Annotated in this window: 14 protein-coding genes and 3 pseudogenes; 11 read left to right on the top strand and 6 right to left on the bottom strand. The window is 64.6% G+C overall.

Going from position 1 to position 14,920, the window contains the following annotated elements; genetic code table 11:
* Both AB0I53_RS40385 and AB0I53_RS40380 read right to left on the bottom strand, forming a co-directional pair.
* Positions 1-447 (bottom strand): annotated as a pseudogene (locus tag AB0I53_RS40385) (hypothetical protein); the annotation flags it as partial.
* Positions 448-669: 222 nt separating this feature from the next.
* Positions 670-1,356 (bottom strand): DUF1990 family protein, encoded by a 687-nt coding sequence (locus AB0I53_RS40380; protein WP_358614337.1) that lies wholly within the window; start codon positions 1,354-1,356, stop codon positions 670-672.
* A gap of 145 nt (positions 1,357-1,501) precedes the next feature.
* On the opposite strand from AB0I53_RS40380, the gene AB0I53_RS40375 reads away from it, so the two are divergent.
* Together AB0I53_RS40375 and AB0I53_RS40370 are read left to right on the top strand one after the other, a co-directional pair.
* Positions 1,502-1,750: a hypothetical protein gene (locus AB0I53_RS40375; protein ID WP_168588618.1), complete on the top strand. Its 249-nt coding sequence runs from the start codon at positions 1,502-1,504 to the stop codon at positions 1,748-1,750.
* Complete coding sequence (locus AB0I53_RS40370; RefSeq protein WP_358614336.1) at positions 1,722-2,444, top strand: DUF1990 family protein; 723 nt, start codon at positions 1,722-1,724, stop codon at positions 2,442-2,444. The genes AB0I53_RS40375 and AB0I53_RS40370 overlap by 29 nt, the downstream gene beginning before the upstream one ends.
* Before the next feature lie 404 nt (positions 2,445-2,848).
* Here AB0I53_RS40370 and AB0I53_RS40365 read toward each other — a convergent pair whose 3' ends face one another.
* Positions 2,849-3,133 (bottom strand): hypothetical protein, encoded by a 285-nt coding sequence (locus tag AB0I53_RS40365; RefSeq protein WP_358614335.1) that lies wholly within the window; start codon positions 3,131-3,133, stop codon positions 2,849-2,851.
* Between the two features lie 225 nt (positions 3,134-3,358).
* On the opposite strand from AB0I53_RS40365, the gene AB0I53_RS40360 reads away from it, so the two are divergent.
* From AB0I53_RS40360 to AB0I53_RS40325, 8 genes are all read left to right on the top strand, one after another.
* On the top strand, positions 3,359-5,296 hold the full coding sequence (locus tag AB0I53_RS40360; protein WP_358614334.1) for an aconitate hydratase: 1,938 nt from the start codon (positions 3,359-3,361) through the stop codon (positions 5,294-5,296).
* A gap of 193 nt (positions 5,297-5,489) precedes the next feature.
* On the top strand, positions 5,490-5,957 hold the full coding sequence (locus AB0I53_RS40355; RefSeq protein ID WP_358614333.1) for a hypothetical protein: 468 nt from the start codon (positions 5,490-5,492) through the stop codon (positions 5,955-5,957).
* 151 nt (positions 5,958-6,108) lie between these two features.
* Entirely contained in the window at positions 6,109-6,243 is a 135-nt protein-coding gene (locus AB0I53_RS40350; RefSeq protein ID WP_358614332.1) for a hypothetical protein, read from the top strand.
* Between the two features lie 382 nt (positions 6,244-6,625).
* Positions 6,626-6,946 (top strand): hypothetical protein, encoded by a 321-nt coding sequence (locus AB0I53_RS40345; protein WP_358614331.1) that lies wholly within the window; start codon positions 6,626-6,628, stop codon positions 6,944-6,946.
* Between the two features lie 7 nt (positions 6,947-6,953).
* Positions 6,954-8,042, top strand: coding sequence for a WXG100 family type VII secretion target (locus AB0I53_RS40340; protein ID WP_358614330.1), 1,089 nt, complete (start codon positions 6,954-6,956; stop codon positions 8,040-8,042).
* Positions 8,043-8,051: 9 nt separating this feature from the next.
* Positions 8,052-8,774, top strand: a complete 723-nt coding sequence (locus AB0I53_RS40335) for a hypothetical protein (protein WP_358614329.1) — start codon at positions 8,052-8,054, stop codon at positions 8,772-8,774.
* 757 nt (positions 8,775-9,531) lie between these two features.
* Positions 9,532-9,828 carry an AraC family transcriptional regulator gene (locus AB0I53_RS40330; protein ID WP_358614328.1) on the top strand — a complete coding sequence of 99 codons (297 nt, stop codon included), beginning with the start codon at positions 9,532-9,534 and terminating at the stop codon, positions 9,826-9,828.
* A 287-nt stretch (positions 9,829-10,115) separates the two neighbouring features.
* Entirely contained in the window at positions 10,116-11,345 is a 1,230-nt protein-coding gene (locus AB0I53_RS40325; RefSeq protein WP_358614327.1) for a hypothetical protein, read from the top strand.
* A gap of 703 nt (positions 11,346-12,048) precedes the next feature.
* Here AB0I53_RS40325 and AB0I53_RS40320 read toward each other — a convergent pair.
* Together AB0I53_RS40320 and AB0I53_RS40315 are read right to left on the bottom strand one after the other, a co-directional pair.
* On the bottom strand, positions 12,049-12,423 hold the full coding sequence (locus AB0I53_RS40320) for a hypothetical protein (protein WP_358614326.1): 375 nt from the start codon (positions 12,421-12,423) through the stop codon (positions 12,049-12,051).
* Positions 12,424-12,486: 63 nt separating this feature from the next.
* Complete coding sequence (locus AB0I53_RS40315) at positions 12,487-13,311, bottom strand: SAM-dependent methyltransferase (protein ID WP_358614325.1); 825 nt, start codon at positions 13,309-13,311, stop codon at positions 12,487-12,489.
* 1,131 nt (positions 13,312-14,442) lie between these two features.
* Here AB0I53_RS40315 and AB0I53_RS40310 point away from each other — a divergent pair.
* Positions 14,443-14,739 (top strand): annotated as a pseudogene (locus AB0I53_RS40310) (site-specific integrase); the annotation flags it as partial.
* A gap of 96 nt (positions 14,740-14,835) precedes the next feature.
* Here AB0I53_RS40310 and AB0I53_RS40305 read toward each other — a convergent pair.
* Positions 14,836-14,920 (bottom strand): annotated as a pseudogene (locus tag AB0I53_RS40305) (IS5/IS1182 family transposase); the annotation flags it as partial.

Below are 14,920 nucleotides of genomic sequence, written 5' to 3'. Positions count from 1 at the left end.
CGCCTCACCAGCTCCCTCACCGATACCCTTGGCCGCCGACTCCACGCCCCGGGTCACGTGTTCGAGGATTTGCGGGTTGCGGTCGATCGTCTTCAGCACTCGGTCCAGGATCGCGGCGACGTTGTCGAGGCGAACCTTCAACAGCGCCTGCGCCTCGACGCCCTTGATCTCGAGCGCTACGCGCCCCAGTGCCGCGTCCACCCCGACATTGAGCTTGAGCAGGTCCAGGACCTCGGCTTGCAGGGACACCCGGGCGCGGAGATCCTCGACCTCGAGGCTGATCTCGTCCACTTTCAGGACAGGGATGTCCAGGAAAACGTCCGGCGGCTCGTTCGCCTCGCCGCCTAGCTCGAGTTCGTCGTAGCTCTGCTGTTCGTCGGTGTCGCCATCCTCCGGCTCGACCTCGAACCGGTCCTCGCCGGGTTCTTCCGATGCACCCTCGGACATGTCTCCCACACCCCTGAAATGTCCTGGAGGTTCGTGACGCCGTGCCGCCAAGGTAAACCCGCAACGTCGCGGGCACCGGGCAACGAGCGACCGGAAATCTGCCGGTAGCCGGCCGTGAGTCGTCTGGGCCGCCATAGCTGCCACACGACTCACGGCCCGTTTCGCCACCGCGATCCAGGGTTGGTGCGGCTGAACCGCCCCTTTTTGTGATGCAGCCCTGGCTCAGGGGCATGTCGACGTTGAATCCGGACCCGCTCTTGGTTCCTGGGCGCATGTAGTCGTGCGGCGCGTGTGGATATGGACGCCTCCGCGTGCTCGGCCGTGGGCGAGGTCGGCGGCGCGCAGACAGCAGCGCACCCACATGTTGAGTTGCATTTCCTTGGCCAGCCGCGCTCGTGCGTAGAGCAGATTCACCAGCCGGGTGCTGGGGCGCGCCCAGGCTTCGATCTCGAATCGAACCGCCTTTTCCTCCGGCCGGGCGCGGAACTCGATCTGCCCGGCTTCGAGGTGCCCCCGCAGCGTCACCATCCGAAACGAAGCGTCCTCGCAGGCCACAACCCGGACCGGCGCGTTCCACGGCCCCGGCATCCGGACCACGAGCTCGTCACCGACCCGCAGACCACCTTCCCTACCTCGGGTTCGTTGCACCGTCGCGACCTCGCGCGGGAAGGCTCGGTTGAGATCGGTCATGACCACCGCCATCAACGTGGGGGCGTCGAGGTCGCCGGCCTCGATCCGCACGCTGAAGGTGCGGTGGAACAGCTGGCCGGTCCCATCACCGACCAGCTGGCAGCGCTCGTCGATGAGGTCATCGGGCAACGCAGGGGGCAGGTCCGACTCATCTCCGCACTCCTCGCTCCGGTGCAGCGGCGTGATCTGCCACAGGTAGCGCCACGAGATCAAAGCCATGCCAAGCAGCAAACGCGCCACCGAGAGCGCGCGGCGGACGAAAGAAACCTTGGACGCCACAACGGCACTCCTTTCGCGCGGATTGCCCGGGCCGGGCATGCTCGTGTCATGCCCCGAAACGCCAGCGATGACACGGGGAGGACCAGTGGTCGTTCGGGCACTGCATCAGGTCGGGCTGCGCAGCACCCATCTGCAGGTGCTGTCGCTGGGGTCGGTTCTGCTGTGCTTGGGCCTGTGGGTCAGGGCCAAGACCGTCGACGAGGAACAGCGCGGCAACGCCGAGCGCCGAGCCCTGTTCACCGGTTTGTGGCCACCAACGCTGTGGTTGATCGGTGCTTCACTGCACGAACTCGAACGAAGTCGCGATGCGCGCTCGACTGCTCCGCGGCGTTGACTACGTCTCAGCTCTGGGGAACTTGCGGCACTGCCAGGTGAATTTCACCGCTGAGCAAGTCCAACCGCCGGAATGGCACTTCGACACCTACCGCCAATACCTCGCGCGCGAACGACCAGGCCCGCCGGAGCCCGGCGGCGCCTGGGAGATCGCCTGCCGACTCGTCCGGGACTACGAGTTCTCGGTGCCTGCGATCGTCCGTGCCGTCTACGACGGCCGCGACCCCCTGCTGGGGCGGAACATGCTCCTCGAAGGGCGCTTCCACGGGTTGCGCTTCTACATGGGCGTGCGTGTGACCGATGTGGTCGACGAGACGCGTGGCGGCTCGCAGCAGGTGTGGGGCTGGACTTACGCGACGCTCGAAGGCCACCTCGAGCGCGGCAGAATGAGCTACGAACTCGTCAAGGACCTGGAGTCCGGCAAGGTCGAGTTCGTGATCACCGGCTTCTCGCAACGCTCGCCCGCCCTGGGCCCGATCACCCGGCTGGGCTGGTTGCTGTTCGGCCGCCGCACCCAGCTGCGCTTCTACCGCCAGTGCGGCGCACGCCTGCGCAGGCTGGTGCAAGACCGCCTCACAGGCGCCACCGCAGCGGCGACCGTCCTGCACGAGGGAGACCTGGTGCTTGCGCCCTCCGGCATCCACCCCACCGCCGGCGATCTGCTCACCGTGCGGTGGCACCATCCGGGTATCTGAACATCACGAGTTGCCGGTGAGTTCCAGCATTGCGAAGATCCACCGCCGCAGGTGAAAGTGGCCCGCCGACTGCGCCCGCGGGGTCACATCCGAGGTGCTCTCCACGGAGATGGCAAGTGAAGGCGTACAGCAATCAGATCCCGCTTCCGCATTCGCTACGCCGAGTCCGCGGTTCGTCAAGTTACGCATAGTTGGGGTACCAGATCTGTTTCACGAAGAACCCACGCGCAACTGACGGCGAGGCGTCTCCGCCGAGATAGGCAGGCGATGCCGCAGCCAATGAGCCACATCAAGTTTGGCGGCGTGCGAGAGAAGCCCCTCATCAGCAGCCCCTCCGACGGCATTGCCGCCACCGCCCGCCTGACCAGCAGCGTTGTCCCCCGCCGTGCGCAACGCTGTCGGACTTACACCCACGTCTTCAGCACCTCCAAGCCCGAGGCTCTGAGTGAAGGACCGGTCGTAGCGATCGCCTGCAGCAGCGCAGGTCCGGCCTCCGCCCATCCGATCAACAGTAACGGCCCCACCCCATCAAAGGCCGCCTTGCCGAACTGACCCGCGCAAATAGGTTCGGCAACGTTGAGCGCCAAGGTCACCACCGACGCGAACAGCAGAAACTGCCGCGTGGCGAAGCTGCTCCCGCGCCGCGCCCTGCAGCGCCAGGTATCCGTGCCCAGCAGCAACCTGAGCACGTCCCACCGCTGGATCCACCAAGGGTGCCACGTACATCGCACCCCAGCCGCAGCGCCAGGGCAAGCGTCGGATCAGCACGCCCTTGGGCGACCGCAGAGAAACAGCGAACGCGCGAGCTGCCGCCCCCGGTCGGGCACCTGGCCCAGGAACGTGAGCATCGTTTCACAGATCGACATGCTGGGTAGGTCTAAAGGTGGTGCGCCTATGTCAGGAAGGAGATGTCGATGGCTCGCAACCTCGCCCACAAGCTCATTGCCTCGCACCTGGTCGACGGCGATCTCTCGCCCGGCTCGGAGGTGGCCATCAGCATCGATCAGACCCTGACCCAGGACGCCACGGGCACGCTGGTCATGCAGGAAATCGAAGCCCTCGGGATCACGCGCGCCCGAACCGAGATCAGCGTGCAATACGTGGACCACAACCTGCTCCAGACTGACGAGAAGAACGCCGAGGACCACGAGTTTCTCCGGTCAGCTAGCCAGCGCTACGGCCTGTGGTTCTCCAAGCCCGGCAACGGCGTCTCGCACCCCACCCACATGCAGCGCTTCGGTCTTCCCGGCAAGACCATGGTCGGCTCCGACTCGCATACCTGCGCGGCCGGCTCGCTGGGGATGCTCGCCATCGGCATCGGAGGCCTGGAAGTGGCGCTGGCGATCGCCGGCCACCCCCTGCGGGTGCGGATGCCCGAGATCTGGGGCGTGCGGCTGACCGGAGAACTCCCGCCGTGGGTCTCGGCCAAAGACGTGATCCTGGAGATGCTGCGCCGCCACGGCGTCTCCGGCGGTGTCAACCGCATCATCGAATACCACGGCCCCGGGTTGGGCGGGCTCACGGCGATGGACCGGCACGTCATCGCCAACATGGGCGCCGAGCTGGGCGCGACCACCACGGTGTTCCCCGCCGACTCCGCAGTCCGCGACTTCCTGCGCGCCGAGGGCCGCGAGGACGACTTCCGGACGCTGGCCGCCGACGCCGACGCGCCGTACGACGTCGAGGAGCACATCGATCTGACCACGCTGGAACCGCTGATCGCCCGCCCCTCCGCCCCGGACAACGTCGTACCGGTACGGGAAGTCGCCGGGACCGAGATCAGCCAGGTCGTCATCGGCTCCTCGGCCAATCCCGGCCTCCGCGATTTCGCGATCGCCGCAGCGATGGTCCGCGGCCGCCAGACCGACCACGCGGTCAGCTTCGACATCAACCCCACCTCGCGGGAGATCCTCGAAGACATGACGCGCATGGGCGCCACGTTCGACCTGATCGCGGCCGGGGCCCGAATCCACCAGTCCGGCTGCATGGGTTGCATCGGCATGGGACAGGCACCCGCGGTGGGGCGCAACTCCCTGCGCACCTTTCCGCGCAACTTCCCCGGCCGCTCGGGCACACGCGGGGATTCGGTGTGGCTGTGCTCTCCGGAGACCGCGGCCGCCTCAGCGCTCACCGGCGTGATCACCGACCCGCGCGACCTTGACCAGGACTACCCCGAACTCGCGCTCCCGGAAAACGCCTCGGTCAACACCGCCATGCTCGTACCACCCCTTCCGGAAGAGCAGGCACGCGCGGTGGAACTGGTCAAAGGGACCAACATCTCCGCCCTGCCGGACTTCCCGCCGCTGCCCGACAGGTTCGAGGCGCCGGTCCTGCTCAAAGCCGGTGACAACATCTCGACCGACGAAATCTCGCCGGCGGGCGCCAGTGCCCTGCCGCTGCGTTCCAACATCCCCGCGCTGGCCGAGTACACCTTCACCCGGATCGACACCGACTACCCGCGCCGCACCCGCTCCCACCCCGAGGGCCACATCGTGGTCGGCGGGCACAACTACGGGCAGGGCTCCTCGCGAGAGCACGCCGCGATCACACCTCGCTACCTCGGACTCCAAGTGGTGATCGCGAAGTCCTTCGCGCGAATCCACTGGCAGAACCTCGCCAACTTCGGCATCGTGCCACTGGAGTTCTCCGAGCCCGGCGACTACGCCGACATCGGCACCGACGACACCCTCGTCCTCGACGGCCTGCGCGAGGCCCTATTGACCGGTGACGAACTCGACGTACGCAACACCACCCGCAACCGAACCTTCCGAGTGCGACACCGCCTATCCCCTCGACAGGTCGAAGCGGTGATCGCAGGCGGCGTGATCCCCCTACTAGCTTCCCGCACCTGAACGCCGGAAACCCGACGCAAAGGCGGAACCGACATGCGCAACCACACGCTGCCTCGCGGACGCAGGTGGCGCGGCCCGCCCAATCGTGTCCTTCGGCGAATCTTGGCATGCCGACCCCTGTGCCGCTCGAATACTCATCGCCGCAGGTCCTTGGCCTGTAGATCACTGGCCGCGTGTCTGGGAGCATGCCGGGATGTTCGTGTCGCTGCTGTACAAGGTCGCCCGGCAACTCCTCGCCGTCCCGGCCGTGCTCCTGCGCCGCGAGACTTCGAAGGAAGCAAAGCTGCTGGTGCTGCGGCACGAGAATGCGGTGCTGCGCCGCCAACTCCAGGGCCGTGTCCGCTACGAGCCAGCCGACAGGCTCTGGCTCGCAGCACTGTCGTCCCTGATACCCCGGCGCCGCTGCACACAGGTCTTCCCCGTCGCACCGGGCACACTGCTGAACTGGCACCGCAAGCTGACCGCCAAGAACGCCTTCGACGCGGTCTTCGAAGCCGAGGACATGGAGATCTTCAAGTCGCCTCCCCGGGCGCCCAAGACGAACGCTCACTGCGAAAGAGTCATCAGCAGCATCCGCCGCGAAGTTCTTGACCACACCCTCATCCTGAGCGAGAACCATGCTCGCCGCGTACTGGCCGAGGTATCAACGGCACTTCAATGAGCATCGGCCACACCAAGGTCGCGATCAACTGCCTGCCGCACGCCAGGAACAACCAGCTCCCGTCCACAGCCTCGACGCCCGGCAACTGCTCCGCACCCGTGTTCTCGGCGGTGTGATCAATGAGTACCGATACGCAGCCTGAGCTGCAGCGATGACTTTTCGAGCGGGACACGGCGGCACGGGCATGGGCTCGACCAGCGTCTCGAGCGCCGTCATCCGCTACAACTTCTCGACCTGGGTCGGCGTTGCCATCTCCTGGGGGGCGAAGTTCCGGTGGGAGAAGTAGGAGGACTACCTGGGCTACTGGGATCCCAACGGCCTGGCCCGTTTCCAGCGGACGAGGTGTGGGACGCCGACACGCTGGGGTTAGTCATCCAGGCCGGGACGTGCTCGGAGCGGCACACGCCCCTCACCTCACCACAAGGGCAAGGGAGGAGGCGCTAGTGCTGCGGGCCCGTGGTTCACGTGGCGGAGAGACGAGGTTTTGCCGGGATTCGGCCGTGATGGGTGGCGCGTGACCCGCACGGCTGCTTGTTCCGGGATTTTCAAGATCGGTAGCCTAGCCGGAATCGCCACGGCATCTGGTATCCGTGACGTGCGGTATCAGGCAGGGCCGCAGTCCGTGCGGGGCCTTGTGGGTGGGAGTCCAGCATCAGGCAGGAGCGAGTATGACCGACTTCAGAGTCGATCTTGGGGGCCTTGATGCGCTCCGGAAGAACCTCGAACGCGCCATGGACAACGTTGATCAGGCGACCAAGCGCATCCAGGACGCGGGGCTCGGGTCTATCGGGCCGGCTGTGCTGGACGAGGCATGTGCCGACTTCCGCACGGACTGGAAGGAAGGATTGGACAAGATCAAGGAGACGGTCGAGCAGATCACGAGCGCGGTCGTGGATACCAAGCAGTCATACGCCGAGCTGGACACCGCCATCAGCAAGAATCTCGAGAAGATGGCCGCTGACGTGGCGGCCATGACCAGGAAGAAGTAGCCCCGAGATGGCAGCAGAACGTACGTTCCCGGCGTTGGGCTTCGACCCGGCTCGTGGGGATGTTGCGGCGGTGCGCGGACTCGCCAAACAGGCCACGGATGCAGCCGGGTACGCCAAGGAAGCGCACGAGGCGCTGAAGGCTGTGCAGTCCCAGCAGGATGTCTGGCAAGGCCAGGCCGCGAAGGCGTTCGCCGAGGAGCTGGGCGAGCTGCCGAAGTTCATCGGTGACGCACATGATTCTCTGGAAGCAGCAGGCAAAGCGCTGTCGACGTGGTCCACCAGGTTGCAGGAGCACCAGACCGCCGCCACGAAACTCGAAGCTCAAGCGAAGAAGGCGCAGGAGACCTACGACGGGACGGCCGGCAAGCCCGAAGAGGTCCGCGCCGAGGCGTGGGACGCTCTCGAAGCAGTCCGCAGGAAAGCGGAGGACCTCCAGGAGCTCTGGGAAGACGATGGCCGCGCCTGCGCAAAGGCTTTACGGGAGGCAGCCGAGAAGGCGCCGAGCAAAGCCTTCTTCGAATCCTTCGATGAGCTCTTCAGCAACCCCGGCGAGTGGTTCGACGACCACATCGGCGATCTTGGCGACATCGCGGGACTGGTGTCAGCTGTCAGCGGATACCTGGCGCTCTACCCGCCCTTCACCATTCCAGCCGCGTCGGTCATGGTTGTGACCGGCTTGGTGGCGCTCGGCGCGCACAGCGGGGACATGGTGATCAACGACAAGTTCGACGATCCAGCATCGTGGATCTCCGTCGGCGGCGATGTCCTCGGCGTTATCCCCGGTTTCAACGCGATCGGCGCGAGCTTCAAAGGATGGCAAGCGTTCGCGGACGAAGCAGCAAAGATTCCCGAGACCGCTCCCGGAATCGTCAAGAATTTCTTCGAGAAGAGTACTGGCATTGCCAAAACCAATGAGATCACGGACAAGATCTACTCCAGAGTGTCGAATGGAGCGCTGTCGAGTGCCGCGGTTTCTTTGCAAGCGAATAACGTTATCGGACTGTTTGACAACGGCGACGAGGTGAAGTCCGGCAAGGACAAGGATGGTTTCTTGTCGGCCCTGGTCAACGCACTCGGTAACGCCCCCGCCAAATAAGGAACCACGATGCGCGTCACGACGACGAAACCGGGGTTGGGCGCACCGCTCTGGTTCTCCGTCCCCGAGCAGTTCCACCACATCGACCTCACCGAAGCCCCCGAGGAGCGCATCAAGAGGACCTACGATGCACTCACCGCTGTGCTGCGGTCAGCCACAGCCGAGCAACGACTCGACATGGTGGTGCGCCAGGAAACCATGCTCTCGCAGCTGATCAGCCAGGGCGCGATCTATGTGGGCAACTGCATCGCCCGGTCGGATGCGCCCCGATCCAAGATCAGTATCGCGCAGCTGAGCATCACGATGAAGGAGGCCAGGCTTCCAGCACGGCGTCCGCTGTCCGTTCTCGCCAACGCACTGCGAGAACCTGGCCGCGCTCGAGAAGTTCGCGTCCTCGAATACCCGGCGGGTGAGGCATTGGCGGTCGGCGAAGAAGTACGACTGAAACTTCCGGCGCCCTTGCGCGGAACAGCCACGAATACTCACCGCGTACGCCAGGCGCAGGTGATCTTTCCGCACCCCGATGGGCGGCACCTTGTGTCGCTCGCGCTGTCGACCGAACATGTCGATGACTGGCCCCAGTTCCTCGGCATCCTCGGAAAGGTGGCCAAGAGCATTTCGTTCACCGAGCCTCAGACGAACACGATCAGCCAGCGCCTCGCTGGGATGTGTGACGAGAGCAGTTCCGTGCAGCGTTCGCCGAACTCGGGACAACCGCCGCGGTCCGGCTGAGGCGCTGCCTTGATCGGGCCGGGAGGGTCCCAGAGTTGGCCTCGTAGGAAGCCAGAGCTGCGGTCTCACTAAGCTGCATCGCCCGACATTCGCCGCCACCCGCGGCGGCGCCGAACCCGCGTCGGGGGCCCATGCGAAACCCATGCTTTATGAACGCGCGTCCCTGCGAGTCAACCATCGTGTACCCAACCCTGACGAAGAGAACGTCCTGGTCAGGCACGGTTCAGCACGCTCCCCCACAGCAATGTTCAACATCCGCGGATTCTAAGGCGACGCTTACGGACGTTTGACAACCTCCGCCAACACCTATCACTGCCTGCACTGATCGCGAAAGCAAATGTCCATTAGAGAGGGTTGCCTGCGGACGTTTGACGTTGTTTTGTGCACCAAAAGTGCACCCGGAGCCGACACTGAGCGAGCTCCAGCCGTCGCCAGCTCCGGGACGACCGAGGCAGACGCGAACGCCAATCCTTCTGATATCGTGTCCGTGATCGACAACGTTTGTCGTTGTATGCCAACACTTTTGGTTAGCTGCACGAACTCCGGAAGCCGATTTTGCGTTGCCTGCCGTCGTTTGCCGTCACTTGCGGGTGATTGTTGGCAATAAGTTGGCAACCCCTCCCCTGCTTCCACCTCACACTCTCTGCGGCATGAGCGCGCGTCAGTCCAAGCGCATGATCAGATGATCGGATCGGATCGCAATGGTCGGGCACGGCCGTGGTGCCTTCCGCCAGGGTTGATGCCGAAGGGAGGCCTCATGATCTCGGCACTCAACCGGCTTGTCGATCTTGTCGAGGAACACCTCACCGAGGAGTTCGACGTCGACGCATCCGCCAGGACACTCGGCACGACCGAGTACCACCTGCGCCGGATGTTCTCGTCGTTGGCTGGCATGCCGCTGTCGGAATACGTGCGCCGGCGGCGCATGACCGTCGCCGCTGCCGACCTCATCCGGGCCGAGGACGATCTGCTGAGCATCGCCGTCCGGCACGGATACGGCTCGACGGAGGCGTGGGTGGGCCGCCCGAAGGGGCCCGCGAAGCAACGAAACTGACACACGTGCTCATTCGGCGGGTATCCGCCGGGCCGGCACACACCGTGATCCTGCGGGAGACCCCATCGCCATTCCGACATTCGAACTCTCGCGGCATCACAGTTCAACCAGCAGACCAGGCAGCCCGCCACATCTTCCTCGTGGAACTGGCAAAGCAGACGGAAAATTCCGGCTTGGGACGACCCCGGCTTTCCGTCCCCCGGGGCGCCCGAAAGACGAGCCTCTCGAAGCGCGGTGAAGACTTCGGGTGTGGCGGGGGAGAATGGTGTATGCCTTTTGATGCGCGCGTGTTCCAGATCCTCATTGCGTCACCGGGTGACGTGCAAGCGGAGCGCGAGATTATCGTCGAGGTCATCCACGAGTGGAACTACCTCAACTCGCGCGAGAAGCGGATCGTCCTCCTGCCGTTGCGGTGGGAGACGCACTCGTCGCCCGAGTTGGGTGAACGTGCTCAAGGGGTGATCAACCGGCAGGTGGTCGACCACTGCGACATGGCAGTCGGTGTGTTCTGGACCCGGATGGGCACCCCTACGTCCGCCGCCGAGAGCGGTACCGCAGAGGAGGTCGAGCGGGTCGGTCGGGCGGGTAAGCCGGTGATGATCTACTTCTCCCGCGCTAAGGTCGACCTGGAATCCGTAGACCTCGAAGAGTACGCCCGGCTCCGGGAGTTCAAGGAGAAGACCTACCCCCTTGGGCTGATCGAGAAGTACGAGACGCCACTCCAGTTCCGCGACAAATTCTCCCGCCAACTCGCCATGAAGGTCCGCGAACTGATCACGGAGAACGCCGTCAGCGAGTCTACGGACGCGTCCGACCAAGATGGCGATGTACTCACGCTGCGGCTGGCTCAGGGCGACCCGCCCGAGGTGCTGCCCCGGGCAGCAGTGGTGGAGGTCGAGCGGTCGGTCTGCGTGGACGAGGACCGCATACCCGACTTCGTTATCACGCGCGAGCCGGAGGACAGTGGTGACCTCTCGATATCCGCGCGGGCAAACCCGGACTACTACCGCGAGATGGTTCGCTACCACCGCGAGCGCGACGCGTACCGGTCGTTCCGGATCGCCATCGAGAACCTCGACGTGAGAGGCTGGCAGAACCTGCTCCTCGAACTGGTGGTAGCCGCGAAGTCCGGCACCGCGCGCATTGTGGACCACGAGCCGGCGGTCAAGCGGCCGGTCGACTCGACTTTCGCTGCCGGCACGATCCAGTCAGGAGATGTCATGGGGAGCGTCATCATGCACTGGAACGAGCCCACCCAGCACCTTCAATTGACCCAGGATGCGGAGGGCACGTGGCGGATGGAGTTGAGCGTGCCCGTCGTGCAAGCCAAGCGGACTGTGTTCTCGCGTAACCAGTTCTGGGTGGACGTCACCGAGCCCTGCGTGGTGGAACTGATGTGTACCGCCTACTCCGCCAACTCCGACCCGCGTACGCTCCGGGCCAGCCTGGAGATCAAGGTCAACCACCACGAGATGTCGTACCGGGAAATCCTCGCCGACCTGGGCGTCCAACTGTAGGTCCGCGCGGACGTGCCGGAGCCGAATACCTTGCGATGAAGATCGTCCGAAACTACTGGAGTTCGCGAAGAACCAGCGGACATCGTTCAACCACAAACTCCAATCGCTGATCCAATACATCCGCTCGTCGGCATGAGCGGACATTCGCCCGTGGTTAGAGACGACGTCCTGAAGATTCATCCGGGCTGAGAGGCCTTCTCCAGGGTCTTTGCAGCCGGACCACAGCCAGGCAACCCCGGGACCAACAAGCCAGGTCCGTGCACGACTGGAGGTTTAAGCCGCCCACCCTGGCAGAGTGCCCAGCACCGTTCATCGAGGTGCCCGCACCTGCGGACCGGAAGCCGGGCACGGATCCGAGCCCGCTGCTCTCCACGCACGTGGAGGTGGTCCGCTGCCCACCAATCCCCGCACCCTCGGCGCCCTGTGCTCTCCACGCACGTGGAGGTGGTCCGGTCGATCGGCGACAGAATCTGCGTCGTCACTGGTGCTCTCCACGCACGTGGAGGTGGTCCGGTCAAGCACCTCGCCGACGGCAACCGCGCCTACGTGCTCTCCACACACGTGGAGGTGGTCCGGCCATCACCGGTCGAGCGCGAACCTCACCGCGGTGGAAGGAGTGTCCCGGTTGCGATCAGCAGCAGCGCCGTCAGCCGGAGCAGTGCCGCGGTGTCCTCAGTCCCAACGCGCGTCATGAGGTGGAAGTCTACGATTCGCCCGACCTCATCCAGCGCTCCCACACCGACGCCTCGGCGGCATCCTCCACGAGTACGAGCATGCCACTTGACCTGCCCGGACGAAGTTTCCGGCAAGGGCAGGGCTGAGCCTGGGACGAGGGCGCACACGGAAACTCCGGCGCGACCGGCATCCGCTCCGCGCGCTCCCATATCCCGCGCAGCATCCGCCAGGTCATCACCGCGCTTACCGGCAGGACCAGCTCGACCTCCAGCCGCGCGAGCACGGTCAGCGGGAGAAAGCACTCCCGCACGACCAGCCGGGTGCCGACACCTGGCTCCGGTCGCAGCACGAACGCCCAGGAGAACCGGAAGGGCTGCACGTCCGGCGCACCGGGGCCGGACACCCCAGCCAGCACCAGGAGCGCGTCCGGTTCCAGGACCGCGACCCGAACTCCGGTGAGCCGGCGTCACGGCTTTCGGCCAACACCCCCGACGATAAGGTGCTCCGCGTCGGTCACCGGGCGTAGGCGAGGGCCGTCGGGCCACCAGTCGTGGAGGTAGGCCAGGCCGGGTTCCACCATCTCCAGGCCGTCAAAGTAGGACTGGATCTCCTCGCGAGTGCGCCAGAAGCCGCTGCCCAGGTCGGCGTCGTGGAAGGATTTCTCGGTGCGGCCGGCGAGGTCGGCGTAGTAGCCATTCTCGTCCTGCGGATTGAAGAAGTGCGTCAACGCGAGGTACGAACCCGACGGCAGCGCCTCGATGTATGTCCTCATGATCTCGTGTGGGCGCAACTCGTTCGGGACGTGGTGGATCGTTCCGCACTGGATGAGCGCCAGTGGCGTGTCGAAGTCGATGTGCATTCTGACGGCCGGATCCGACAGCAGCTCGTCCGGCTTGGTCAGGTCGGCGCTGACGAAGTGGGTCAGGCCGTTTTCCTCGAGCAACGCCCGTCCGTAGGCTAGGCACGCGGGATCGTTGTCGACGTAGACGACCGAGGTTTCACGCTCGATCCGCCGTGCCACCTGGTGAGTGTTCTCCCTGGTCGGAAGACCAGAACCGACATCGAGGAACTGCGTGATGCCTGCCTCGCGGGTGAGAAAGCGGATGACCCGCGTCAGCCAGTGCCGGTTCTCGATCGCCAGCAGCCTGGCCTCCGGCAGCACCTCCATGGCCTGACGCAGCACCGCGCGGTCTACCTCGAAGTTGTCCTTGCCGCCAAGGAAGTAGTCGTAGGCGCGGGCGACGCTGGGTACCGAAGTGTCGATCTCCGGCGACGGCGGGGTCTCACTCACGAAGGCGATATTGACACACTCCGCTCACGCGGTGGACCCCTGTATCCGGATGAGTTGCGGATACCTCTATCAGGATCTCCGATCCCGCCCTCGCACCGGCACCCTGCACTCACACAAGGCGTCTCACCTCATCCTGACAAAGAGGGAGGATCCCTCCGGGACGGCCAGTGGATGGTACGAGGTCGTCCTAGGCGCTTTGGCTTGGAAGCGATCGCATGGCTCGCTCGTGCGCGGCACCCTCTTCTGACCATGCGCACGTCCGGCTGCCCGCACTCTCGGACATCCGCTATCGCCGATGACAGGATATTTTCCATGTGGCGAAGTGCGCGCTTTGTCAACATAATGCCGAAAAATCGAGACGGCACCCATCGGGACGATCAACCAAGATCCACAACCGGGCACGAAAAAGCCAGCTGACCTGCACTTTCGTACCATGTCAGCGGGCTCTCCCGCTGTCGGGCTGACAGGATTTGAACCTGCGACCCCTTGACCCCCAGACATGTCCACAAGAGACACTGACGAGCGAAAACCAAGAAACTGCAGCACAAATCGGTGCAGATCACTGACGTTGAGCGCATTACAACACTGTACAAGACAGCACAATCCTCCCATTTTCCGCCCATCGCCAGCGTCAAAACTGATGACCTGAACACCGCCCGATGGAAATCAACTCCTCGACCGGACCGACCCATACACCTGATAGTGCTGACACCACACAGCTACCGGCGGGCCTGTGTTGACCAGCTGAAATAGCGATGAAGAGAACTTCCGTGTCAAGGCAGACGTCAACATCGCCCTGAACTGCGGTTTTGGAGATCCCACAGGTCAGGGCGATTCCGTTGTGGACGGTTCAATGCAGTTCGATGCAGTTGAGCGCACATCGATCCTCCCAAAATCCTCCCAAGTTGTCGCTCCCACCCCGGACACCGAGGACCAAACTCCCGAGCCCTGCCCGGACGGGCGGCGCCGCGGCCCGTCCGCTGCGGCAGTGTTCGCGCGCCAATTCTGAACCGAGCCAGGGCCGGAAAAACACGGGCGTCCAGCCCTCACTCCGAGCCCTGGTCGTTCCCCACACTCGACCGGTATCGCTGCCACCTGCGCCAGCGAAGTTGACCGGATGAGGTGATCGTCATGGGGTACACACGTTTGCGCTACACAAGTTACGGCGATTCGCGCTACACCGCCTACTACTGGGACCTCCGTGGTCGGCAACGCTCCGCGGGGACATTCGCTCGGCAGCGTGACGCGGAGCGGGCCTGGCGGCGTGCGGAGGCGCAGATCGCCGACGGCAGATTCGTCAACCTGGCGACTGGGCGTCAGCGCTTCGGCCGCTATGTGACCGAGGTGTGGCTGCCGAACCACGTTATGGAACTCAACACCCGGCAGGGCTACCAGCAGGTCATCCAGAAGTATCTGCTTGAGGAGTTCAGGTCGATGCGGATGAACGAGATCCTGCCCGACCACATCCGTGACTTCCGCCGCCGTCTCCAGACCCACAGGGCGTTCAACTACTTAGAGCGTGTCTCATTTCGCGAGTTTCTTGTAGCAGGTGAGGGCGGCGGCGAGGGTGAGGAAGGCGCAGAAGTGGTTGGCGTAGCGCTCGTAGCGG

Source organism: Saccharopolyspora sp. NPDC050389 (genome assembly GCF_040655595.1).
Lineage (GTDB): Bacteria > Actinomycetota > Actinomycetes > Mycobacteriales > Pseudonocardiaceae > Saccharopolyspora.
Note: the sequence above shows the minus strand (reverse complement) of the source record. Positions and strands in the feature narration are given on the sequence as shown.

Excerpts from the sequence above, each read along its gene's own strand:
- AB0I53_RS40335 (WP_358614329.1), top strand. The coding sequence starts at position 8,052 with ATGCGCGTCACGACGACGAAACCGGGGTTGGGCGCACCGCTCTGGTTC.
- AB0I53_RS40330 (WP_358614328.1), top strand. The coding sequence starts at position 9,532 with ATGATCTCGGCACTCAACCGGCTTGTCGATCTTGTCGAGGAACACCTC.
- AB0I53_RS40355 (WP_358614333.1), top strand. The coding sequence starts at position 5,490 with ATGTTCGTGTCGCTGCTGTACAAGGTCGCCCGGCAACTCCTCGCCGTC.
- AB0I53_RS40350 (WP_358614332.1), top strand. The coding sequence starts at position 6,109 with ATGACTTTTCGAGCGGGACACGGCGGCACGGGCATGGGCTCGACCAGC.
- AB0I53_RS40370 (WP_358614336.1), top strand. The coding sequence starts at position 1,722 with ATGCGCGCTCGACTGCTCCGCGGCGTTGACTACGTCTCAGCTCTGGGG.
- AB0I53_RS40360 (WP_358614334.1), top strand. The coding sequence starts at position 3,359 with ATGGCTCGCAACCTCGCCCACAAGCTCATTGCCTCGCACCTGGTCGAC.
- AB0I53_RS40340 (WP_358614330.1), top strand. The coding sequence starts at position 6,954 with ATGGCAGCAGAACGTACGTTCCCGGCGTTGGGCTTCGACCCGGCTCGT.
- AB0I53_RS40380 (WP_358614337.1), bottom strand. The coding sequence starts at position 1,356 with ATGGCTTTGATCTCGTGGCGCTACCTGTGGCAGATCACGCCGCTGCAC.
- AB0I53_RS40345 (WP_358614331.1), top strand. The coding sequence starts at position 6,626 with ATGACCGACTTCAGAGTCGATCTTGGGGGCCTTGATGCGCTCCGGAAG.